22 protein-coding genes are annotated in these 19,313 nt (G+C 70.2%); 6 read left to right on the top strand and 16 right to left on the bottom strand.

Annotated elements, in window-relative coordinates; all coding sequences use genetic code 11:
- Positions 1 to 21: 21 nt before the first annotated feature.
- The 3 genes from CNR27_RS02280 to ubiB all read left to right on the top strand — a co-directional run bounded on the left by CNR27_RS02280 (position 22) and on the right by ubiB (position 2,620).
- Positions 22 to 180: a DUF1328 domain-containing protein gene (locus CNR27_RS02280; RefSeq protein ID WP_096296750.1), complete on the top strand. Its 159-nt coding sequence runs from the start codon at positions 22 to 24 to the stop codon at positions 178 to 180.
- A 113-nt stretch (positions 181 to 293) separates the two neighbouring features.
- Entirely contained in the window at positions 294 to 935 is a 642-nt protein-coding gene (locus CNR27_RS02275) for a ubiquinone biosynthesis accessory factor UbiJ (RefSeq protein WP_096300185.1), read from the top strand.
- The gene (ubiB, locus tag CNR27_RS02270; protein WP_096296749.1) at positions 932 to 2,620 is read left to right on the top strand and encodes a ubiquinone biosynthesis regulatory protein kinase UbiB; all 1,689 of its coding nucleotides are present in this window, start codon (positions 932 to 934) and stop codon (positions 2,618 to 2,620) included. Before CNR27_RS02275 ends, ubiB begins: the two co-directional genes overlap by 4 nt.
- Positions 2,621 to 2,775: 155 nt before the next feature.
- On the opposite strand, the gene CNR27_RS02265 is transcribed toward ubiB, so the two are convergent.
- The 3 genes from CNR27_RS02265 to CNR27_RS02255 all read right to left on the bottom strand — a co-directional run bounded on the left by CNR27_RS02265 (position 2,776) and on the right by CNR27_RS02255 (position 4,993).
- Entirely contained in the window at positions 2,776 to 4,056 is a 1,281-nt protein-coding gene (locus CNR27_RS02265) for an RNA polymerase sigma factor (protein WP_096296748.1), read from the bottom strand.
- An 86-nt stretch (positions 4,057 to 4,142) separates the two neighbouring features.
- Positions 4,143 to 4,550, bottom strand: coding sequence for a VOC family protein (locus tag CNR27_RS02260; protein WP_096296747.1), 408 nt, complete (start codon positions 4,548 to 4,550; stop codon positions 4,143 to 4,145).
- A gap of 29 nt (positions 4,551 to 4,579) precedes the next feature.
- Entirely contained in the window at positions 4,580 to 4,993 is a 414-nt protein-coding gene (locus tag CNR27_RS02255; protein WP_096296746.1) for a VOC family protein, read from the bottom strand.
- Positions 4,994 to 5,149: 156 nt separating this feature from the next.
- Between CNR27_RS02255 and CNR27_RS02250 the strand changes: the two genes are divergently transcribed.
- Positions 5,150 to 5,971: an META and DUF4377 domain-containing protein gene (locus CNR27_RS02250; protein ID WP_096296745.1), complete on the top strand. Its 822-nt coding sequence runs from the start codon at positions 5,150 to 5,152 to the stop codon at positions 5,969 to 5,971.
- Between the two features lie 267 nt (positions 5,972 to 6,238).
- Here the strand turns inward: CNR27_RS02250 and CNR27_RS02245 are convergent, their stop codons facing one another.
- The 12 genes from CNR27_RS02245 to CNR27_RS02205 form a co-directional block, all read right to left on the bottom strand.
- Positions 6,239 to 6,856 (bottom strand): YbhB/YbcL family Raf kinase inhibitor-like protein, encoded by a 618-nt coding sequence (locus CNR27_RS02245; RefSeq protein WP_096296744.1) that lies wholly within the window; start codon positions 6,854 to 6,856, stop codon positions 6,239 to 6,241.
- Positions 6,857 to 6,877: 21 nt separating this feature from the next.
- Positions 6,878 to 8,947: a tetratricopeptide repeat protein gene (locus CNR27_RS02240; protein ID WP_179948212.1), complete on the bottom strand. Its 2,070-nt coding sequence runs from the start codon at positions 8,945 to 8,947 to the stop codon at positions 6,878 to 6,880.
- A gap of 205 nt (positions 8,948 to 9,152) precedes the next feature.
- A complete protein-coding gene (locus CNR27_RS02235; RefSeq protein WP_096300183.1) occupies positions 9,153 to 10,211 on the bottom strand; it encodes a YheT family hydrolase in 1,059 nt (352 codons plus the stop codon).
- A 59-nt stretch (positions 10,212 to 10,270) separates the two neighbouring features.
- The gene (locus tag CNR27_RS02230) at positions 10,271 to 11,080 is read right to left on the bottom strand and encodes a lysophospholipid acyltransferase family protein (RefSeq protein ID WP_096296742.1); all 810 of its coding nucleotides are present in this window, start codon (positions 11,078 to 11,080) and stop codon (positions 10,271 to 10,273) included.
- 44 nt (positions 11,081 to 11,124) lie between these two features.
- Positions 11,125 to 11,541 (bottom strand): hotdog fold thioesterase, encoded by a 417-nt coding sequence (locus CNR27_RS02225; RefSeq protein ID WP_096296741.1) that lies wholly within the window; start codon positions 11,539 to 11,541, stop codon positions 11,125 to 11,127.
- A 123-nt stretch (positions 11,542 to 11,664) separates the two neighbouring features.
- On the bottom strand, positions 11,665 to 11,826 hold the full coding sequence (locus tag CNR27_RS15140) for a hypothetical protein (protein ID WP_157745215.1): 162 nt from the start codon (positions 11,824 to 11,826) through the stop codon (positions 11,665 to 11,667).
- Positions 11,827 to 11,893: 67 nt separating this feature from the next.
- On the bottom strand, positions 11,894 to 12,049 hold the full coding sequence (locus tag CNR27_RS15135; protein ID WP_157745213.1) for a hypothetical protein: 156 nt from the start codon (positions 12,047 to 12,049) through the stop codon (positions 11,894 to 11,896).
- A 24-nt stretch (positions 12,050 to 12,073) separates the two neighbouring features.
- Positions 12,074 to 12,217, bottom strand: coding sequence for a hypothetical protein (locus CNR27_RS15130; RefSeq protein ID WP_157745211.1), 144 nt, complete (start codon positions 12,215 to 12,217; stop codon positions 12,074 to 12,076).
- A 208-nt stretch (positions 12,218 to 12,425) separates the two neighbouring features.
- Entirely contained in the window at positions 12,426 to 14,372 is a 1,947-nt protein-coding gene (locus CNR27_RS02220; protein WP_096296740.1) for a phospholipase D family protein, read from the bottom strand.
- Complete coding sequence (locus CNR27_RS02215; protein ID WP_157745209.1) at positions 14,372 to 14,962, bottom strand: YceI family protein; 591 nt, start codon at positions 14,960 to 14,962, stop codon at positions 14,372 to 14,374. The genes CNR27_RS02220 and CNR27_RS02215 overlap by 1 nt, the downstream gene beginning before the upstream one ends.
- 40 nt (positions 14,963 to 15,002) lie before the next feature.
- Positions 15,003 to 15,479 carry a SixA phosphatase family protein gene (locus CNR27_RS02210; protein WP_096300181.1) on the bottom strand — a complete coding sequence of 159 codons (477 nt, stop codon included), beginning with the start codon at positions 15,477 to 15,479 and terminating at the stop codon, positions 15,003 to 15,005.
- Between the two features lie 76 nt (positions 15,480 to 15,555).
- Positions 15,556 to 16,188, bottom strand: coding sequence for a ParA family protein (locus CNR27_RS02205; protein ID WP_096296738.1), 633 nt, complete (start codon positions 16,186 to 16,188; stop codon positions 15,556 to 15,558).
- A gap of 107 nt (positions 16,189 to 16,295) precedes the next feature.
- Between CNR27_RS02205 and CNR27_RS02200 the strand changes: the two genes are divergently transcribed.
- Positions 16,296 to 17,780 (top strand): AAA family ATPase, encoded by a 1,485-nt coding sequence (locus CNR27_RS02200; RefSeq protein WP_096296737.1) that lies wholly within the window; start codon positions 16,296 to 16,298, stop codon positions 17,778 to 17,780.
- A gap of 42 nt (positions 17,781 to 17,822) precedes the next feature.
- Positions 17,823 to 18,377 (top strand): hypothetical protein, encoded by a 555-nt coding sequence (locus CNR27_RS02195; RefSeq protein ID WP_096296736.1) that lies wholly within the window; start codon positions 17,823 to 17,825, stop codon positions 18,375 to 18,377.
- Positions 18,378 to 18,431: 54 nt separating this feature from the next.
- Here the strand turns inward: CNR27_RS02195 and CNR27_RS02190 are convergent, their stop codons facing one another.
- Positions 18,432 to 19,253 carry a hypothetical protein gene (locus CNR27_RS02190; RefSeq protein ID WP_096296735.1) on the bottom strand — a complete coding sequence of 274 codons (822 nt, stop codon included), beginning with the start codon at positions 19,251 to 19,253 and terminating at the stop codon, positions 18,432 to 18,434.
- Between the last annotated feature and the right edge of the window lie 60 nt (positions 19,254 to 19,313).

Genomic DNA, 19,313 nt, shown 5'->3' with positions numbered 1-19,313 from the left:
CGGGACCTAGGAGATCAACCCATGCTTCGTTATGCCATTATTTTTCTTGTCGTTGCCATCATCGCCGGTGTACTCGGCTTCAGCGGCGTCGCTGGCGCCGCGACCAATATCGCCTGGATCCTGTTTGTCGTGTTCCTGATCCTGGCTGTGGTCTCGATGCTGCGTGGTCGCGGCCCGTAACGGTCAGCGTCTCCAGATCGATCCAGCGCCCGCCTTCTGGCGGGCGTTTTCTTTTGCGCGCGCCGTACCGGCCGGCGCATCTGGGCTCGCCGGCCCGACGCTACAATGCGGCCATGGCCGGACTCCCTTCTCCTTTCGCGATGCTCAAGCCGATTGCCGGACGTGCGCTGGAAACCGCGCTCAACCGGGCGCTCGCACTCGATGCCGACACACGTGCGGCATTGATCGGCCTGCATGGCCAGCGCATCGCGTTGACGCTCGCCTCCCCGCCGCTTGCCCTTGAACTGCGGGTCGAAGGCGAGAGATTGTGCGTCGGCCCGGTCGACGCGGCGCTCGAGCCCGATCTCGCCGTGCGGACCACGCTCGCCGGCATGTTGTCGCAGCTGCCATTCCTGCGCCGGGACGATGCCCCGCCGATCGGCAAGGTGCGCGTTTCCGGTGACGCCGAACTCGCGCGTCGCCTGCAGAAGCTGGCGGGCAGTTTCGATCCCGACTGGCAGCAGCCCTTCGTCGCCGTGTTCGGGGACGTGATCGGCGTGCAGGTGGCCAATGCGTTCGCCGCGGCGCTGCGACAGGCAAAGGATCTGGGCGGAACGCTGACCGAAAGCGCGGTCGAATACGTCACCGAGGAATCGCGCGATGTCCTCGGCCGCGACGAGCTGGCGGCGTTCCACGACGATGTCGATGTCCTGCGCGACGATGTCGAACGACTGTCGGCGCGCGTGTCGCGACTGCAGCACGGGCCTGCTGCATGAGAGGTGTGCTGCGCGCGTCGCGCATCGGCCGGGTGCTGTTGCGTTATCGCCTCGATGACCTGTTCGACGGCACCCCCGCCGAGCGCTGGCTCAAGCTCGCGCGTCCGTTCGTGCCGCGCGCCTCGGCCGATATCGCCGCGCAGTCGCGCGGCGCGCGTCTGCGTCTGGCGCTGCAGGAACTCGGGCCGATCTTCGTCAAGTTCGGACAGATCCTCTCGACCCGCCGCGACCTGGTGCCGCCCGACATCATCGACGATCTCGCCCTGCTGCAGGATCGGGTGCTGCCGTTCGATGGCGCGCTGGCCCAGGCGATCATCGAGCGCGAGCTCGGCCTGCCGATCGCGCTGGCCTTCGAGAGCTTCGACACCACACCGCTGGCGTCGGCCTCGATCGCCCAGGTCCATGCGGCGACGCTGCCCGCCGACGAACGCAATCCGCGCCGCGACGTCGTGGTCAAGGTGCTGCGGCCGACCATCGAGAAGCAGATCGCCGCCGACGTGGCCCTGCTGAAGAACCTCGCCGCGCTGGTCGATCGCACCCATCCCAATGCCGACAAGATCCGTCCGCGCGAAGTCGTGGCCGAGATCGAGAACACGCTGGCCGCCGAACTCGACCTGCAGCGCGAAGGCGCGAATGCGTCCGTACTGCGGCGCTTCTGGACTGGCTCGCAGGATCTCTACGTGCCCGCCCCCGTGTGGGAGCGCACCACCCAGCGCGTGCTCACGCTCGAGCGGGTGCACGGCATTCCCAGCGACGACATCGTCGCGCTCGATGCCGCGGGCATCGACCGCAAGGCGCTCGCGGCCAAGGGCGTGCGCGTGTTCTACACGCAGGTCTTCCGCGACAACTTCTTCCATGCCGATGCGCACGCGGGCAACATCTGGGTCGACCCGGACCGCAAGACCAATCCGCGTTTCATCGCGCTGGATTTCGGGATCATGGGCCAGCTCTCGCGCGAGGATCAGTACTACCTCGCCGAGAACTTCATGGCGATCTTCCGCCAGGACTACCGGCGCATCGCCGAGCTGCACATCCAGGCCGGCTGGATGCCCTCGCACATCCGCATCGACGAACTCGAAGCGGCGGTGCGCTCGGTCTGCGAGCCGTACTTCACCCGGCCGCTGTCGGAGATCTCGCTCGGCGAGGTGCTGGGCAAACTGTTCCGCACCGCGCAGCGCTACCAGTTGACCCTGCAGCCGCAGCTGATCCTGCTGCAGAAGACCCTGCTGAGCATCGAAGGCATCGGTCGCCTGCTCGATCCCAAGCTCGACATCTGGGCGGTCGCGCGGCCGGTGCTCGAGCGCATCCTCGTCGAGCGCTACAGCCCGCAGCGCCTGGCGCGCGAATTCCGCGACCGCCTCCCGGAACTGATCACCCAGGCGCCCGACATGCCGCGCCTGCTGCACGGCTGGCTCAAGCAGCAGGTCGAAGGCCGCCACGAACTGCGCATGCGCTCCGACGATCTCGCCGCACTGACCGCGACCATGCAGGGCATGCAGAAGCGCGTGGTCGCGGCCATCCTCGGCGTCGGCCTGCTGATCGTCGCCGCGGTGCTCTACGCGCTTGAAGCCGGTGGCCCGGGTTTCATCGGTCTGCCGGTCGCGACCTGGGTCGCAGGCGTGGGTGGCCTTTGGGCATTGCTGGCCGCCTGGCCGCGCCGCGTCCTGGTGCATCTGCGCGACTGAGGTTCGCCGCGGTAGGTCTGGTGGTCGAGCCGGCGCGCAGGCCACCGTCCGGGATGTATGAAGACACGCCCGTGCAATGTCGCGGGACCGTGGCCCACGATCACATCGCTGTCGGACCTTGGCCGCCGGCCGACGAGGTATCGCGCGAGGGCGTCTCAAGGAGATGCCTGCGCGCGACATTCCGCCGCGCGGCCACTCAACCAGTCGCGCTCGCGCGGATTGCGCGCCAGTGACGCCGCCCGCTCGAAGGCGGCGGCGGCCTCGGGATGCCGACCGAGCTTCGCCAGCAGATCGCCGCGCACCCCCGGCAGCAGGTGGTAGCTGGCGAGCGCAGGATCATCGGCGAGCGCGTCCACCAGGGGCAGCGCCGCCGCCGGGCCGGCGGCCATGCCGGTCGCGACCGCGCGGTTGAGGGCGACCACCGGTGAGCCGGTCAGGGCCAGCAGGCGTCCGTAGAGCGCAGCGATGCGCGTCCAGTCGGTGGCGTCCGCCGCGGGCGCGAGGGCATGGCAGGCGGCAATCGCGGCCTGCAGCTCGTAGGCGGCGGGCGCCGCCGGCCCGCGCACGGCCTGTGCGCGCGCCAATGCGGCGAGACCGGCGTCAATCAGCGCGTGGTCCCAGCGCGCGCGGTCCTGCTCGGCGAGCAGCACCGGGTGACCGTGGGCATCGGTGCGCGCGGCGAGGCGCGAGGCCTGCAGCGCCATCAGCGCCTCCAGTGCATGGACTTCCGGCTCGCGCGGCATCAGCCCGGCCAGCACCCGCACCAGCCGCAGGGCTTCGGCGCACAGGTCCGGACGTGCCCAGTGCGCGCCGCTGCTTGCAGCAAAGCCTTCGTTGAACACCAGGTAGAGCACGTGCAGCACGGCCGAGCGCCGCGCCGGCAGGTCCGCACGCCGCGGCACCTCGAACGGCGTGCCGGCCTTCGCGATCCCGCGCTTGGCGCGGACGATGCGCTGGGCGATCGTGGCCTCGGGCACGAGGAACGCGCGCGCGATCTCGTCGGTGGTCAGGCCGCCGATCAGGCGCAGGGTCAGCGCGACCTGCGATTCGATCGTCAGCGCCGGATGGCAGGCCACGAACATCAGCCGCAGCACGTCGTCACCGATCACATCGTCGCGCGCCTCCTCGGCGCGCGTTTCGGCATCGCGCTGCGCCTGCTCGATCTCGCGCGCGAGTTCGGCATGGCGGGCATCGAGCAGGCGGCTGCGGCGCAGGCGGTCGATGCCGCGGTGGCGGGCGGTGGTCATCAGCCAGGCGCCCGGGTTATCCGGCAGGCCGGTCTGCGGCCAGCGTCCCAGCGCCGCGAGCAGTGCGTCCTGGGCCAGTTCCTCGGCGAGATCGAGATCGTGGACCAGGCGCATCAGGCCGCCGATGATCCGGGGCCGCTCCTCGCGGCACAGGCGGTCGATCGTGCGATGCAGGGCGGCGGTGTCCATCGCCGGCGATGACAGCACCGCAGCCGCGGCCGGGCAAGCCGCACTGCGTCGTCGCGGTCGGCGCTCCATCGCGCACGGGGCGGCGCTCATCCGGCGTCGAATGCGGAGGCATCCATGTAAAACACCTCCCACAGCTGTCCGTCCGGGTCCTCGAAAGCGTGCTGGTACATGTGGCCGTGGTCGACCGGCGGGCCGGGTACGGTGGCGCCGGCCGCGCGGGCCTGCTCGACGATCGCATCGACGCTCGCACGGTCCGGCTGCGACAGGGCGATGATCGCGGCGGTGCGATCACGCCCGCACAGCGGTCTGCTGGTGAAGGTCTGGAAGAACGGCTTGACCAGCAGCATGACGAAACTGTCCTCGCCGATGATCATGGCGGTCGCGTTCTCGTTGGTGAAGCGCGGTTCGAAGGCGAAGCCCAGCGCGGTGAAGAAGCGCACGCTGCGGTCGAGGTCCTCGACCGGCAGATTGACGTAGATCTGGGGACGGAACATTGCGGGTCTCCTGTGCGGGGGCATGTGTATCAGCAGGGCTTGCTACGCAGCACCATCCAGCCCGTACCGAAACGGTCGACCACCATGCCGAAGCGGTGGGCGAAGAAGGTCTCGGCCATCGGCGCGCGGATCTCGCCGCGTTCGGCGAGCGCGGCGAAGATCCGCTCGGCGTCGGCGTCGCTGTCCACGCCCAGGCTGACGAAGGCGTGTGGCGCACGTGGCAGCGGCGTGCCCGGCGGCACGTCGGATCCCATCAGGAACCCGCCATCGATGTCGATGCAGCCGTGCATGATCCGGTCGGGCGCTACGGCAACGCCCCCGGCGCAGGTCGGATCGTCGCCGTAGGGCATCAGTACCGGTGCGGTGCAGCCGAGCAGGCCGGCATAGAACCGGAACGCGGCAGCGCAGTCGCCATCGAAATAGAGGTAGGGATCGACACGCATCGGGGGTCTCCTTGGCCGCCGGGATGGCGGTCTCGTGATCACGACGATCCGGCAGGCCGGTTCTCGACATCGACCGGCGCGCATCCGGCCGGGCGCAACGGAACCTTGTCGTCCGCACCGCTAAGCTGGTCCGCCCGTTCCGAGCGAGGAGACGCCATGCACCGCCCTCTGATCCTGCTGTTGCCGCTGGCGCTGGCCGCCTGCGGTGGGTCGCCATCGTCATCGCCGGACCCGGCCGCGACAGCGCCATCCAACGCAGCGGCAGCCATCCCGGATGCCGCGCCGGCCGACCATCGCCCCGCCCTGGAGGCCTACCACTGGCGTCTGGTGGAGGCCACGACCGGAACCGGGGCGGGCATCGACGCGCTCACCGGCGGCAGCGGAGACGCGCTGCAGCTGGATTTCTCCGACGGTGGCGTGCAGGTGTCCAATGTCTGCAACAACATGGCGGGCAATGTCGCCCTCGACGACGATCGCATCACCGTCGACCAGGTGATCTCCACGTTGATGGCCTGCGCCGACCCGGCACTGACGGCGCGCGAATCGGCGATCGCTGAACGACTGCCCGGTACCCATCGCATCGCGCTTACGGTCGGACCACCGCCGCGGCTGACGCTGTCGCTCGACAACGGCGATGTGTTGACGTTCGAAGGCACCCCGACCGCGGCAACGCGCTACGGCGGCGCGGGCGAAACGGTCTTCCTCGAGGTCGCGCCCGAGCGGATCGCCTGCGAGCACCCCGCGTCCGATGGACGCTGCCTGCAGGTGCGCGAGGTGCGCTACGACGACGAAGGCATCCGCACGCCGGGCGATGCGGACTGGACGCCGTTGCAGGAGATCGAGGGCTTCACCTTCGAGGATGGCGTACGCAGCGTGGTGCGCGTGAAGCGCTTCGACGTGCCCGCGCCGGCGGTCGACGCGCCGGCGCAGGCCTATGTGCTGGACACGGTGGTGGAGTCGGAGACCGCAGCGCAGTGACGGCCGCGGCGCCAGGGCGGTGCCGCGGAGCATGGCGTGTCACGCTCGGCCCCGGGGCCGCAGCCTCCGGCCCGCCCGGCTGACCGGGCCCAGGCGGACTGCCTGCGGATGCGGGCAGCAGGCCTCGCGGCCACGGTGCAACGCGAGCATCGCCGCGCGCGGCTCGGTCAACGACCCGGGCACCCGCTCAGGGCCTGTCCACCTCGCCGGCCGGTCGCGACTGCAAGCGCGGGGCCTGCGGACAGCGGTCAGCGCCGCGTCGCGGCCTCAGACCGCCGCAGCCTGCGGATGCAGCGCATAGCTGCCCCAGACCAGCGCTTCGGCCAGTACGTGGCCCTGCATGGCGCGCAGCACATCGCCCGCCGTGAAGCGCTCGGGAACATCGAGCCGGGCGACGTCGAGCGCGAACAGCCGGAAGAAATAACGGTGCGTGCGCAGGTCGTTGGGCGGTGGATACGGGCCGTCGTAGCCGAACCAGTCACCCGCGAGTCCGGCGTCGCCCGCGAACCAGCCGGTGTAGTCGTTGAGGCCCTGGCGGGCGCCGGCCGGCCCGGGCGGATTGCGCTTGCCGCCCTTGGTCACGCCGTCGCTGGCGCTGCCCTCGGCGATCTCGCGCAGCTCGGCCGGCAGGTCGACCACCGCCCAGTGCACAAAGCTGCCGCGCGGATGCTCGACCGGGATCTCGACCCCTGCCTTGCCGGCCAGCGAAGGATCCGTTGGCGCGTCGGGGTCTATGCACAGCAGGGCGAATGAACGCGTACCCGCGGGCACGTCGTCCCAGGCCAGGTGCGGGTTGCGGTTGCCGCCGAAGCCATCCCTGGTGCCGACCGCATAGGTCGCCGGAATCGGCCGGCCGGGTTCGAAACTGTCGCTGTGGATACGCATGGTGGCTCCTGTCGGGGCGGGTCAGTCCTGTCGGTAGCCCAGGCGGACCGCGACCGGGGTCAGGGTCGCGATCGGGCCGGCGAGTACGTCGCGATAGGCGAGCCAGCGGCCGGCCGGGATCCGGTCGGGGCCGAGCAGCGCGCGCGGCGGAGTCGGGAACGTCGGCACGCCGAGTGCCTCGGCAAAGCGCGAGGCCAGGCGCTCGAGATCCTCGCCCGGGGCGTCGGTACGCACGACGGTATGCGGAAACAGGTCCTGCTCGATGAGGTCGGCGAGCTGCGCCAGATGCGCGGCCAGCCAGGTCGCCGCGCTGTCGGCATCGGTGATCTTCATCGCCAGCGGCGTGCCGTAGGCGAGCCAGTCGAGCAGCATGTCGCGCGGGTCGCGCAGCGCCAGCAGCAGCCGTGCGTGGGGCATCCGTGTCCGCAGCGCCAGCAGCCAGGCGTTGTCCCAGAACGGCAGCCAGTCAATGACCGCCCCATCGCCGATGCCGCGCGCGGGCAGTTGCGCCACCCAGCTGTCGGCGACCTGTTCGCCGGTGAATTCACCAGCGGCCAGGCGCACGGGCGCCGTGGTGTCCTGGAAGGCATCCTGGATCGGCGTGGTGAAGCGGTCGCTGCGGAATTCGGGCAGCGCGCGCTGCAGCGGATTGGCGATGCGGTCCGCCTGCGCGCCGGGTGGACCGTAGAGGAACACCGTGGGCCGCACCGTGCCTTCGACGGTGCCGATCTCCGGCCAGCTGGCCGGCGCGGCCGAGGGCGCCGGCGGGGCGCCGACGTTGGCGGTCGCCTCGACATTGAGCGCCATCCAGGTGGCCATGGCGTCGGCAGGCCGCTCGGCCTTGTCCTGCGCCATCGCGATCCAGCGGCGCAGCATCACGCGCGCAGGCGCACTGGCGGCCGGGAGCAGGCCTTCGGCAAAGGCGACCGCGGCATCGGGATCACGTCCGAGCAGCCGGTTGAACAGGAATTCGTTGGCATTGCCGTGGCCCGGCTGCAATTCGGCGATCTTGCGCGCGGTGGCTTCCGCGGCCTCGAGTTCGCCGGTGCCGGCCTCGAGCGCCAGCTGCGCCTGCAGCGCCGGCACATGTTCCGGACGCGCCGCGGTCCAGCGCGCGATCAGTTCGCGCGAGACGTCGCTGCCGAAGCTCTCCATCGCCAGGCGCGCCAGCCACAGGTGGTCCCACTGCGCATCGCGTGCCAGCGCGGCGTCGAGCGTGTCGCGGGTGTCCTCGGTGTTGCCCGTGGCTTCCCAGAGCAGCAGCAGCCCGTTGGTGGCGCGGCGTGATTCGGGGTGGGCCGCGAACGCGGCCTGCAGCAGCGGCCTGGCACGGTCGAAGCGCCGGGCCTGCAGCTCGAGCTCACCGGCGAAGGTCTGCATGGACGGGGAGACATGGGCCGGGTCGGTCATCAGCGCGGCGATCTCGTCGGCGGCCTCGGCCGGGCGGCCCTGCTGGAACAGGATCTGCGCCAGCAGCCCGCGCAGCGGCGCGTGACCGGTCTTCTCCAGGATGCGCCGGAACGCCTGTTCGGCGAACGCGAGATGGCCCTTGGCGAGATAGGCGAACCCCAGTGCATTGAGCACCTGCACATCCTCGGGCGCGCGCTGCGACGCCGCCGTCAGCAGCGACAGGGCGCGATCGTGATCGCCGCGGCGCGAGGCCACGGTGCCTTCCAGCATCAGCGTCCACGGGTGCTCGGGGGCGACGCGCGCGGCCAATTTGCTCTGGCGTTCGGCCTCGGCGAGGTCGTTGCGGCCGATCGCCATCTGCGCCTGCACGACATAGGCGCCGTACTGGTTGGGATCGAGCGCGATGGTCTGCGCGAGCGCGGCCTGCGCGCCGCCCAGGTCGCGCGTGTCGAGCAGCATGCCCGCGCGCAGGAAATGGAGTTCCGCGTTGTCGGGCATCTGCGCAATGGCCGCATCGATCGTCGACAGCGCGGCGTCGCGATCGCCGTTCGAGCGGAACGCCAGCGCGGCCGCGCTCAGGGTCTCGACGTCGGTGGGCGCGGTGGCCATGGCCTGGTGGGCCAGTGCGGCGGCTTCGGCATTCGCGCCGCGTTGCAGGGCCTGGTAGATCTGTTGCGACATTGCGGACATCCCGGCGCGAAGCCGACCAAAGGCAAGGCCGGGCATTGTAGCGGGGGCGCCGCCGCGGCCGCCGTCCGCGCATCGGAGACGCGGAAGACCTGCGCCCGCATGCGGCGATCCCGGTCGCGCTTGTCGGCGCGCGCCCGAGCACGAGGCGCGGGCCGGCCAATCGGAACAGATGGATGGCGCCGGACGGGCGCGGCGCTCAGGCTTCCGGCGAACGGGGGCGGGCGCGGATCGCGGCCGCCAGTCGCGTGCGTTCCGAGGACGTCTGCGCGGCGCGGGCGTGGCCCGACAGCCGGCCGGCGACCCAGCGTTCGGCGAAGCTGTCGAGCGAGTGGTCGAGCAGGAACCCGCAATGACCGCCCCAGCGGCTGATCTCGACCCGCGCATGCGCCGGCAGCGTCAGGTCGTGGAAGGCGTCCAGCGGAATCACCGGATCGTCCGCCGCCATCAGGATGTCGGCCGGGACCTGCAGTGACGACAGCCGGTTGCCGGCGATGGAATAACCATCGAAATAGTTGTCGAGCGAGCCGAAATCGGTGTGCGTCCGCACGAGCCAGTCGGTCAACTCGCGCATCCCCAGGCCGAGGGTCGCGTCGTCGAAGGCGAGCTGCTCCGGGAACAGCTCGCGCTTGCGGCGCAGCGATGCGCGCCAGGTGCGCTCGAAATGGCGCAGGTACAGGCGGTGACCCCGTTCCATGTGCAGCATCGTGCGCGAGGGATCGATGACCGGGCACACCGCGGCCACTCCGGCGAGCTGCAGTCCGGCTGCGGGCGCGCGCAATGCCAGGCGCAGCGCGAAGTTGCCGCCCAGCGAATAGCCGGCCGCGAGCATCGGCCTGGGCGCGAAGCGGGCGGCGATGTCGAGCGCCGCGTGCACCACTTCGTCGATGCGGTTGGAATGGAAGATCGCCGGATTGAGGTGGTGGGTGCCGCCGTGGTCGCGGAAGTTGAGCCGGAACACCTCGAACCCGAGCCCCAGCATCTGCGCAGCGGTCAGGCGCATGTAGCTCGACTCGGTACTGCCTTCCCAGCCGTGCAGGAGCAGGGCAAGGCCGCGCGGCTCGATCCCCGGCACCACGCTGTGATGGCCCTGGAGGCGCACACCGTCGCCGCCGTCGACGAGGTGCGCGGTGGTGACGGCGCCGGTCGCCGCCAGGGTCTGCGCGCTGCGGCGACGACGCAGGTCGCTGCTGGCCAGCAGGGTCTGCACGTGTGGACTGCGCAGCCACATCGGCGGTGCGTAATCACTGCCGCGCACGTAGATGTCGCCCGGCGCATCCTCGGCCGCATCCGCCATCCCGCGCGGACGCTGCCCGTTCACGCGCGCGTTTCCAGCGCGGCGACGATGCGCTCGCGCGAGACCTCGGCCAGGCCGCGGCGGCCGTCGGAACTGCCCGGCAGGATCGGCTCGAGAAACACCACCTGGGCCTCGCGCGGCTCCTCGCCGAGCAGGCGCAGGAAATTGGCCATGAACGACTCGTGCTCGCGGAAGGCTACGACCGCTTGCGCGGACGCATCGCGGCCGTAGCGCAGCGCCACCGGCTGCACGGGGACATTGGCCTCGACCGCGGCGAGGAAGATCCGGGCGTGGAACGGCCCGACAACGTCGCCGCCGCGGGTGCGTCCTTCGGGGAACACGGCGACCGGCCGGCCTTCGCGCAGCCGCGCGACCATCTCGTCGAGCACGCCGCCCATCGATTCACGGCTGCCGCGCTGGTGGAAGATCGTCTCGCCGCGCGCTGCCAGCCACCCCACCACCGGCCAGCCGGCGATCTCCCGCTTGGCCACGAAGCCGACCATGCGCTGACTGTGCAGCGCCACGATGTCGATCCAGCTGACGTGGTTGGCGACGAACAGCGTCGCGCCCGGCAGCGGGGTGCCTACACGGCGCACCGAGAATCCGAACACGCGCATCAGCCCGCCCTGCCACCAGCGGATCATCCGGTGATCGACGCGCTCGCCGCTGCGCAGGCGGCGCCGTCCGATCGGCGGCAGCATCGAGAGCAGCAGGATCGGCAGATCCACGCCGAGGTGCCATATCAGCAACGGGACACGCACGCAGTAACGCAGCACACGCGCCGGCATGCCGCTGGCGTCGGCTTCGGCGTGGTCGGGGGAAGACGTCATCGGTGCACGATACCCAAACCCGGGCCTGGACGGTCGACGCCCACTCAGGGTTTCGGCACGACGGCGAGCGTCAGCCGTGAAATGCAGACCAGCTTGCCGGCCACGTCTTCGATGCGGATCTCCCAGACCTGGGTACTGCGCCCGACATGCAGCGGGCGCGCCGTCCCGGTCACGCTGCCGGCACGGACGCCGCGCAGATGGTTGGCATTGATCTCGATACCGACGACGCCGTGTCCGTCGGGTGCAGCCAGGCCGCCGGCGGTGCTGCCGAGGGTTTCGGCCAGCAATGCCGATGCGCCACCGTGCAGCAGGCCATAGGGCTGATGGGTGCGGGCATCGACAGGCATCGTCGCGCGCAGGAAATCGGGGCCCAGTTCGGTAAAGACGATGCCCAGCGTCGCGATCGCGGTGCCGGCGGACATCGTATTGAGCTGGTCGAGCGTGGTGTCGCTACGGAACATGCGCCAGGACTCTGGAGAAACGCGAAAGCTTAGGCGGTTATGCGCGCTCGCGCAGCGAGGCGGTGCAATGGTGCATTGCGAACCCGGGCATCGCCGCGCAGATGCGGCGGAGAGCGCCGCGGCTCAGACGATCCGGAACCGTTCCGGCATTGCACTGTCGCGACCTTCCAGGCGAAAGGCGCTGTGGGCGATGCGGGCCTGGCTGTGGAAGCGGGCGGGCCGTGCGAGGCAGGTTGTCATTGGCGACGTGGGGGCGAAATGGAGCAGGGCATCGGGGCGGAACATGGCTGAACTCCTGAGGATCGGAGGAACGCTTCAGGCGCCGGCGTTGATCGGTGATCGGCGATCGTGATCAGGCGATGCGGAAACGTGCGGGGACGGATGCCGACGCGTAGCTGCGCGGGCTGCAGTAACCGCTGCTGCGGCCGTAGCCGGGGCCGGGCTGGCGCAGGGCAGTGGACGGGACGAGGTGGGCGGCGGCATTGATGATGGCGTGCATGCGGGACATGGCGGCTCTCCGATGGGTAGTGGGTCAGGCGACGCGGAAGCGGGCAGGCACGGTGCTTGCGGTATAGCTGCGCGGCGCGGCGTAGCCGCTGCTGCGGCCGTAGCCGGTGCCGAACGGGCGGGCACAGACGGCGGCGAACTGACGGGTCGAGAGGGTCTGGGTCTGCATGGCGATCTCCGTGGGTGGTGTGCTTCGGTGTGTTGGTAGACTACAACACCACTGTTGAAGAACACCACATGCCGTAAGTCACGCCCGTGCATTCAGCTGAAAATGTTCAGCCGGGATTAATATTCGCAATGGTTGCGGGCTGCTGGAGGCCCGCCAGCGGCGAACTACGACGCTGCGCCGGCTCGGCGCACCCGTTCGGTCCGCGGGGTCAGAGGATCGGGACGAGGCCTGCGCCGAAGGCGGTGAAGATCCGCGTCATCAGGCTGCGCCAGCCGAGGCTCACTTCCGGGAAGTCGCCGACCGGCGCATAACAGGCGCGGAAGCCCGGCGCGTCCGGCGGCAGCGGCTCCGGGCAGCCCGGCCCCGGCTGGAACTCGAAACTCGTGGCGTAGCGGGTGGGCCACAGGTCGAAGATCGGCAGCTGCTCCGACACCTTCGCCATCGAATAGTCCAGCCCCGAAAACACCGCCGGCGAATCACGACGCGCGATCGTCCAGGCATTGGCGGGCGACATGTCGCGGCGAATGCTCGCCGCCAGGCGCTCGGCAAAACGGGCGTCCTCGATGACGACGGCGTTCTCGGTGTTGTAGGTATCGCCGCGGGGGTCGAAGTTGTGGGTGCCGACCACGCCGATGCGCGTGTCGACCACCAGCGACTTGGCATGCAGTCCCATACGCAGGCCCGTGCGGTTGAGCGGGACCTGACGGTTCACGCCGATGCCGGCGTAGCGCAGCGCGGAGTACTCGCGGGTCAGCGGCGCCACGCTGGCCGGTCGCGCGGCGATCACCGCCTCGCGCGTGGCCGATGCGCCTTCGGTTCCGCTCTCGTCCAGATTGACGCTGCCGTCGGCGTTCCACGAGATGTCCACCGCGCCGGTGACTTCCAGGTCGATCGGCGCGTCTTCCGGAAACGGCTTGTACTCGTAGATATGGAAGCCGAAATCGCGCAGGTGCCGGCGCTTGTACTTGTAGGACAGCGCGTAGGTAATGAAGGAGTCGGTCGCGGCCAGGCTGTTGGTCGACACCAGCACCTGCGGCGGGTCGGGCCGGGCATGCAGCTCGGCGAACATCTGCTCGGCCGGCTTCGACAGCACCAGATAGGGCGTCTGCAACAGCACCTCGTCCTGCGCGGATTCGATCAGCTCGCGCAGGCGCGGCGTCGCGGCGATCGAGGCCTGCGCCGCCTCGCGGTCACGGCGGTGCTTGCCCGGCAGGTCGCCAATGAATTCGACGGGGCCCACCGCCAGCGCCAGGTCCGCCAGACGCTGGCGCACCAGGTCCGCGTCCTCGGCGTCGGCCGACATCGCCGCCACGCGCGCGGGGCGCTGGTAGTTCTGGAACGACACCGGCGGCACGCCGTCGCGCAGCAGATGGCGACCGACATCCGCAAGCTGCTCGACCGGCGTGCTCAATGGCGCATGCCAGAACGCGACGAAGCTCTGCTTCATCGTCTCGACCACCGGACCTGCGATCAGCACATCGCGGTCGCGGAAGTTGAAGCTGTCGCTCCAGTCGAAATAGTCGTCCTGGTAGTTGCGGCCGCCGGTGATGCCGACCACGCCGTCGACCAGCAGGGACTTGCTGTGCATGCGCTGGTTGAGCCGGCGCCAGCAACAGGCCGCGGCCAGCGCGTACTGCGGGTAGGTGATGCGCGCACGGCCGAGCACGGGGTTGTAGATCCGCATTTCGAAGTTGGTGTGGGCGCCGGCAAGCGCGGACAGTGTTTCCACCGTGCGCAGCGCCGAGAGCTGGTCCACCAGCAGACGCACCTGGACCCCGCGCCGCGCGGCGGCGAGCAGTTCCTCGAGCACAAGATGGCCGGAATCGTCCTCGTCGAAGATATAGGTCTGCAGGTCAATCGTGCGCTGCGCGCCACGGATCAGATCGAGGCGGGCGAGCAGCGCGTCCTGGCCGTACTCGAGCAGCAGGGCATAGTGCTGCGGCGCGGACGGCGTGCTGCGCGCCAGTGCGCGTTCGCCCAGTTCGCGCAGCGGCGAGGGCGTCGCGCACGCGTCCGCACGCTCGCAGACCACTTCGGTCGAGCGTGCCTCCACCGCGATGTGCGCCGCCGCGTCGCGCCGGGCCGGCGAAAGCGTGGTGCAGGCGGCGGTGGCCAGCGTCAGGGCCAGCACGGCGGCACGGGTCAGGACATGCATCAGCGCTGATCCAGGGCCCGGATCCGCAGGCTGAAACGCACCTGGTCGGCGAGCGCATAGTCCCACCGGTCCATCGCGTACTGGCTGCGGCGGACATCACCCGTCCCGGTCACGTCGCAATCGAAGGCCGGGCGCTCGCATTCCGAGGCGGCGATACGGAAGGCCTCGCGGCGCTGGACGCCACGGATGCTCAGCACGCCGGTCATCTCGCCACCCTCGCGTGCCAGGTTGGCGGGATACGGATCGGAGACGAAGAGGATCTGCGGAAACCGCTTGACGTCGAACACGCCCGGGCCGCGGGTAATGCGGGTGTAGACGCGGCTGCCGACGATCTCCACGCTGTCGGCGGCGAGGGCCAGCCGCACCTGGTGGCGACCATCCGGCAACACCGCGATCTCGCCCTGCCAGTCACCGAACCGGCCGACCAGTTCCTGGCCCCAGCGGGTGCGCAGGCTGAAGCCGATCTCCGAACGCGCGATGTCCATGGACGAAGCGCTGCCGGGTTCCATCGCCGCCCAGGCGGGGGCGACCGCGCAGAGCAGGCCCGCGGCCACGAGCCGCCGCAGCAGGGGTACGAATACGAACTGCATCATTGTCAGACTGGCAAGGCGCGACGCCGCGCAGCTGCCGTTACGGCCACCAGAAAGCCGACAGCTCTGCCGCCGCAGGTTCCACCGCGGCGCCGGTCGGCAGGCTCAGGACCGCGATCCCGGCCGGCGGCATGCCGCGGTACTCGCCCGTCTGGCCGGTGTGCAGCAGGGCCGTCAGCCGTTCCAGGCCGGGGTTGTGGCCCACCAGCATCACCCGGCTGCTGTCTCGATCCTCGTCGAGCACGGTAGCCAGCGTGCCCGGTGTGGCCTCGTAGATCGCCGGCACCAGTCGCTGGTCCACATAGCCGATCACGGCCAGCACCGCTTCGAGGGTCTCGCGCGTGCGCCGCGCCGGTGAGCACAGAACGCAGTCGGGCACCAGCTGCTTGTCGCGCAGCCAGCGTCCGGCCGCCTCGGCCTCCGCGAGACCCTCGGCGGACAGGGGCCGATCGATGTCGGCCTGTCCCGGCAGTGCGGGCTCGGCATGGGCATGGCGGAGCAGGATCAGTTCGCGCATGTGGTTTTGGCGGCCTCGGGTGATCGATTCATGACGGGCGGTGCGTTCGGTCGCGGTGAACACGCCGTGGGACAGGCTATTTCCGCAGCCATTTCAACAGCGGGGTCCAGTCGTCCTGGTGCTCGCGGACCTGCGCCGAATGGTAATCGAACAGACTTTTACCCAGCCCGACCAGCATCACGTACGCCTGGCTGTCGCGCAGCTGCGCGATCACCGGAGACGGCCACTGGTCGAGCAGCGCCAAGGCCTGCTGCGTGGCGTTGGTATGAGGCCGCAGGCGGTTGGCGACCAGGCCCACGCGGGTCTGGCCGCGGCGGATGCGCGGGTGTCTGGCCAGCGTGTTGAGGAAGCCGACGGTCGCCTCGATGTCAAGCGCGGACGGCAACACCGGCACCACCACCGCCTCGGCGAGCTCCAGGTAGGCGTCGAGGTCCTCGGCCATCGCGCCAGCGGGTGCATCGATCACCAGCCGCGTCGCGCCCTCGGGGATCGATGCCAGGACCTTCCTGTGGCGCGCGCTGCCGTCGAGCGGCAACACCGCGGCCTCCATACCGGCGCGGCGCTCGGCCCAGCGCGTCGACGACTGCTGCGGATCGGCGTCGATCAGGACGGTGGGCTCGCCAGCCAGCGCGGAATGCGCGGCGAGATGGGTTGCGATCGTGGTCTTGCCGACACCACCCTTGGAGCTGGCCACCAGTACCGTCTTCATCGAAGCCTCCGGATGGGTTCGCGTTCGAGCGTACACCGGCGACCCCACCACCGCGACCGCGCCGCCCGTTTAACATCCGGGTTCCCGACGACAGACGCGACGCGCCCATGAGCGAACTGCAGGACCTGGCCGCCCTGATCCGTGCCAACACGCCGCTGGTGGTCGTCGAAACGCCCGATGAGCCGCGCGTGGTCGAGCTGTTCCGGCAATCCCTGCAACAGGTCTGGCGCGCGCTGTACCGGTGGACGATCACCGAGGGTCTGCGCCGGCTCGATCTCGACGGCGAGTCGGAGACCGATACCGCCCCCGATGCCAGCAATACCCTGGCCGCGATCCGCGACGCCCAGCAGCGCGGCATCTATCTGCTGCTCGATTTCCATCCCTACCTGGGCTATGCCGGCACCCAGCGTCAGCTGCGCGACCTGATCCAGCGGCGCCACAGCCTGCCGCACGTGATCGTGCTGGTCGGCCACAAGGTGGAACTGCCGGCGGACCTGGAGGCGATGGCCGTGCGTTTCCGCCCGCGTCTGCCCGACGCCGACGCGCTGCTGAAACTGGTGCGCGAGGAAGCCACCCTCTACCAGCAGGAACACGGCGGCCGACGGGTGGAGGCCGACGCCGATGCGGTCCGCCAGATCGTGCGCAACCTCCAGGGGCTGTCGCTCGGGGATGCGCGCCGCATCACCCGCCAGCTGATCCACGTCGACGGCGCGCTCGGTCATGACGACCTGCCTGCGCTCGCCAAGCTCAAGTTCGAGCTGCTCAACAAGAGCGGGCATCTGCACTACGAATACGACACCGCCGGCTTCGCCGACGTGGCCGGCGCGCGGCGGCTCAAGCGCTGGATCGAACAGCGCCGCCGGGTGTTCGTCGAGGGCGACGGCCCGCCGGGCCTGGATCCGCCGAAGGGCGTGCTGCTGCTCGGCGTGCAGGGCTGCGGCAAGTCGCTGCTGGCCAAAGCCATCGCCGGCGGTCTCCAGGTGCCGCTGGTACGGCTGGACTTCGGCACCCTCTACGACAAGTACCACGGTGAGACCGAGCGCAACCTGCGCGAGGCGATCGCCTCCACCGAACAGCTCGCGCCCTGCGTGCTGTGGATCGACGAGATCGAGAAGGGCCTCGCCTCCAGCGGCGACAGCGACGGCGGCGTGTCGCGCCGCGTGCTCGGCTTCCTGCTGACCTGGATGGCCGAGCGCAAGTCGAAGGTGTTCCTGGTTGCCACTGCCAACCAGGTCCACGACCTGCCACCGGAACTGCTGCGCAAGGGTCGCTTCGATGAGACCTTCTTCGTCGACCTCCCGACCGCCGAGGTGCGCGCCGAGGTGTTCTCGGTGCATCTCGCGCGGCGCGGCTTCGCACTTGCGGACTTCGACCTGCCCGGGCTGGCCGCCGAGGCAGAGGGCTTTTCCGGTGCCGAGATCGAGCAGGCCATCGTGGCCGCGCTCTATGCCGCGCATGCTGCCGGCGCGCCGCTGTCGCAGCCGATGGTCGTCGAATCACTGCGCGACACGCGACCACTTTCGGTGATGATGCGCGAGCAGGTCGACGCGCTGCGCAACTGGGCAAGCGACCGGACCGTGCCCGCGGACTAGGCGGGGCGCCACGTCTCGATGGATCGATCGGCAGGAGGCCGGATGACCGCACGACGCTACGCATGCTGCATCCTCCCGTGCCTGGCCGTGGCGCTGATGGCGTGCAGCCATCGCACCGCTGGGGTGCAGCGCGCGATGGTGCTGCCACCGATGGCGCAGGTGCACAGCGTCGAATCCAATCAGCGGTTCCTGATGGCCTCGCCGATCCATGATCCCGACCCGACGTTTCCGGCCGGCGCGCGTCTGGACGGCGAATTGCGGCTGTGCGTGGGCTTCGTCGTCGATGCCGAGGGCGCGGTGCGGGACGTCGCTGCGGATCGCGCGGAGCAGGCCTGCGCGGATCCTGCCGATCCTGCCGCGCGCCCGTTCGTCGATGCCGTCACCGCGACGCTGCGCAACTGGCGCTACTTCGGCGGGGCGGTCTGCACGTTCCCCGCCGGCGTGGACCCGGACCGCGACCCGCGCTGCGAGGGCGCAGGGGTCGCAGTCGACGCCGTGCCGATCCGCCTGCGCTACACATTCACCTTCTCGTCCGAACGCGGGGGGCGCGTGTCCCGGAACACTGCCGGCAGTGCGCCGGCAGGATCGGTGCGATGACCGCGCAGGGCCAAAGCACGGCCCTGCGCGCGCGCGGACCGGATGCGCGGGGGACTACCTGGTCTCGGTGATCTCCAGCCGGTAGCTGCCCGCCTGTCCGAGATGGCCGACATAGATCTCGTACTCGCCGGGGCGGAACGTATCGACGACCGCGGCGTCCAGCGCACCGGCGCCATCGTCGTCGCACAGCACCTTGCCGGGGCCGACCACGACGAGGCTCGAATCGGTGGTGCTGCGGACCGAGAGGCGCAGCGCCACCGTCGAGGTGATCGTCAGCCGATGGTCGGGCGTGGAATCGATCATGCCGCTGCAGTGCGCGCCGTAGCGGCGGGCATCCACCGCGCCGCCGGTCTCGCCTGTCCCGGTCTGCGGATCGGGGGTGAAGCCGGCACCGAGGCGGAAGTTCGCGTACTGCGCGTTCCCCCCGGCCGAGGCCACGCCGCTGCCCTCGGTAAGCGTCAGCGTGTAGCGGCCGGATTGCTCGACATGGCCCACGTAGACGGCGTAGTCCCCGGGCGTGAGGCGGGCATCGAGCTGTGCGTCGAGCTGGCCGCCGCTGTCGTCGTCGCAGAACACGCCGGCCGGGCCGACCACGACCAGTGTGGAATCGGTGGTGCTCTGGACTGCCATGCGAAGGTCGAGCGGCGAGGTCACCCGGATCGTGTGGTCGGGCGTGGCATCGATGAAACCGCTGCACTGCGGCCCGAAGCGACTCGCCAGTGTCTGCCCGCCGGTCTCGCCGGTCCCGGTCTGCGGATCAGGCGTGAATCCCGCGCCGAGCGTGAAGCTGTTATAGGCCTGCGCGGCGGCAGGGCCGCTGGCGCAGACGAGCGTTGCCGCGGCCAACAGGCCGCAGGCGGTGTGCAGATGCCGCATCGGAAGTCTCCGTCCCCGTACACCGGCGCGCTGCCGGTGGAGGCGGAAGTGTGCGGCAGG

The sequence above is a fragment of the Luteimonas chenhongjianii genome (assembly GCF_002327105.1).
GTDB lineage: Bacteria > Pseudomonadota > Gammaproteobacteria > Xanthomonadales > Xanthomonadaceae > Luteimonas > Luteimonas chenhongjianii.
The sequence above is the reverse complement of the archived record's forward strand: the minus strand, read 5'-3'. Positions and strand labels throughout refer to the sequence as shown.

What these genes read in the sequence shown, in the direction of transcription:
- CNR27_RS02225 (WP_096296741.1), bottom strand. Translation starts at nt 11,541, where the DNA reads ATGTTCCGTAGCGACACCACGCTCGACCAGCTCAATACGATGTCCGCC.
- ubiB (WP_096296749.1), top strand. Translation starts at nt 932, where the DNA reads ATGAGAGGTGTGCTGCGCGCGTCGCGCATCGGCCGGGTGCTGTTGCGT.
- CNR27_RS02215 (WP_157745209.1), bottom strand. Translation starts at nt 14,962, where the DNA reads ATGCAGTTCGTATTCGTACCCCTGCTGCGGCGGCTCGTGGCCGCGGGC.
- CNR27_RS15140 (WP_157745215.1), bottom strand. Translation starts at nt 11,826, where the DNA reads ATGTTCCGCCCCGATGCCCTGCTCCATTTCGCCCCCACGTCGCCAATG.
- CNR27_RS02190 (WP_096296735.1), bottom strand. Translation starts at nt 19,253, where the DNA reads ATGCGGCATCTGCACACCGCCTGCGGCCTGTTGGCCGCGGCAACGCTC.
- CNR27_RS02255 (WP_096296746.1), bottom strand. Translation starts at nt 4,993, where the DNA reads ATGCGTGTCGATCCCTACCTCTATTTCGATGGCGACTGCGCTGCCGCG.
- CNR27_RS02230 (WP_096296742.1), bottom strand. Translation starts at nt 11,080, where the DNA reads ATGACGTCTTCCCCCGACCACGCCGAAGCCGACGCCAGCGGCATGCCG.
- CNR27_RS02260 (WP_096296747.1), bottom strand. Translation starts at nt 4,550, where the DNA reads ATGTTCCGTCCCCAGATCTACGTCAATCTGCCGGTCGAGGACCTCGAC.
- CNR27_RS02195 (WP_096296736.1), top strand. Translation starts at nt 17,823, where the DNA reads ATGACCGCACGACGCTACGCATGCTGCATCCTCCCGTGCCTGGCCGTG.
- CNR27_RS02275 (WP_096300185.1), top strand. Translation starts at nt 294, where the DNA reads ATGGCCGGACTCCCTTCTCCTTTCGCGATGCTCAAGCCGATTGCCGGA.
- CNR27_RS02205 (WP_096296738.1), bottom strand. Translation starts at nt 16,188, where the DNA reads ATGAAGACGGTACTGGTGGCCAGCTCCAAGGGTGGTGTCGGCAAGACC.
- CNR27_RS02280 (WP_096296750.1), top strand. Translation starts at nt 22, where the DNA reads ATGCTTCGTTATGCCATTATTTTTCTTGTCGTTGCCATCATCGCCGGT.
- CNR27_RS02220 (WP_096296740.1), bottom strand. Translation starts at nt 14,372, where the DNA reads ATGCATGTCCTGACCCGTGCCGCCGTGCTGGCCCTGACGCTGGCCACC.
- CNR27_RS02200 (WP_096296737.1), top strand. Translation starts at nt 16,296, where the DNA reads ATGAGCGAACTGCAGGACCTGGCCGCCCTGATCCGTGCCAACACGCCG.
- CNR27_RS02245 (WP_096296744.1), bottom strand. Translation starts at nt 6,856, where the DNA reads ATGCGTATCCACAGCGACAGTTTCGAACCCGGCCGGCCGATTCCGGCG.
- CNR27_RS02250 (WP_096296745.1), top strand. Translation starts at nt 5,150, where the DNA reads ATGCACCGCCCTCTGATCCTGCTGTTGCCGCTGGCGCTGGCCGCCTGC.
- CNR27_RS02265 (WP_096296748.1), bottom strand. Translation starts at nt 4,056, where the DNA reads ATGGACACCGCCGCCCTGCATCGCACGATCGACCGCCTGTGCCGCGAG.
- CNR27_RS15130 (WP_157745211.1), bottom strand. Translation starts at nt 12,217, where the DNA reads ATGCAGACCCAGACCCTCTCGACCCGTCAGTTCGCCGCCGTCTGTGCC.
- CNR27_RS02240 (WP_179948212.1), bottom strand. Translation starts at nt 8,947, where the DNA reads ATGTCGCAACAGATCTACCAGGCCCTGCAACGCGGCGCGAATGCCGAA.
- CNR27_RS15135 (WP_157745213.1), bottom strand. Translation starts at nt 12,049, where the DNA reads ATGTCCCGCATGCACGCCATCATCAATGCCGCCGCCCACCTCGTCCCG.
- CNR27_RS02210 (WP_096300181.1), bottom strand. Translation starts at nt 15,479, where the DNA reads ATGCGCGAACTGATCCTGCTCCGCCATGCCCATGCCGAGCCCGCACTG.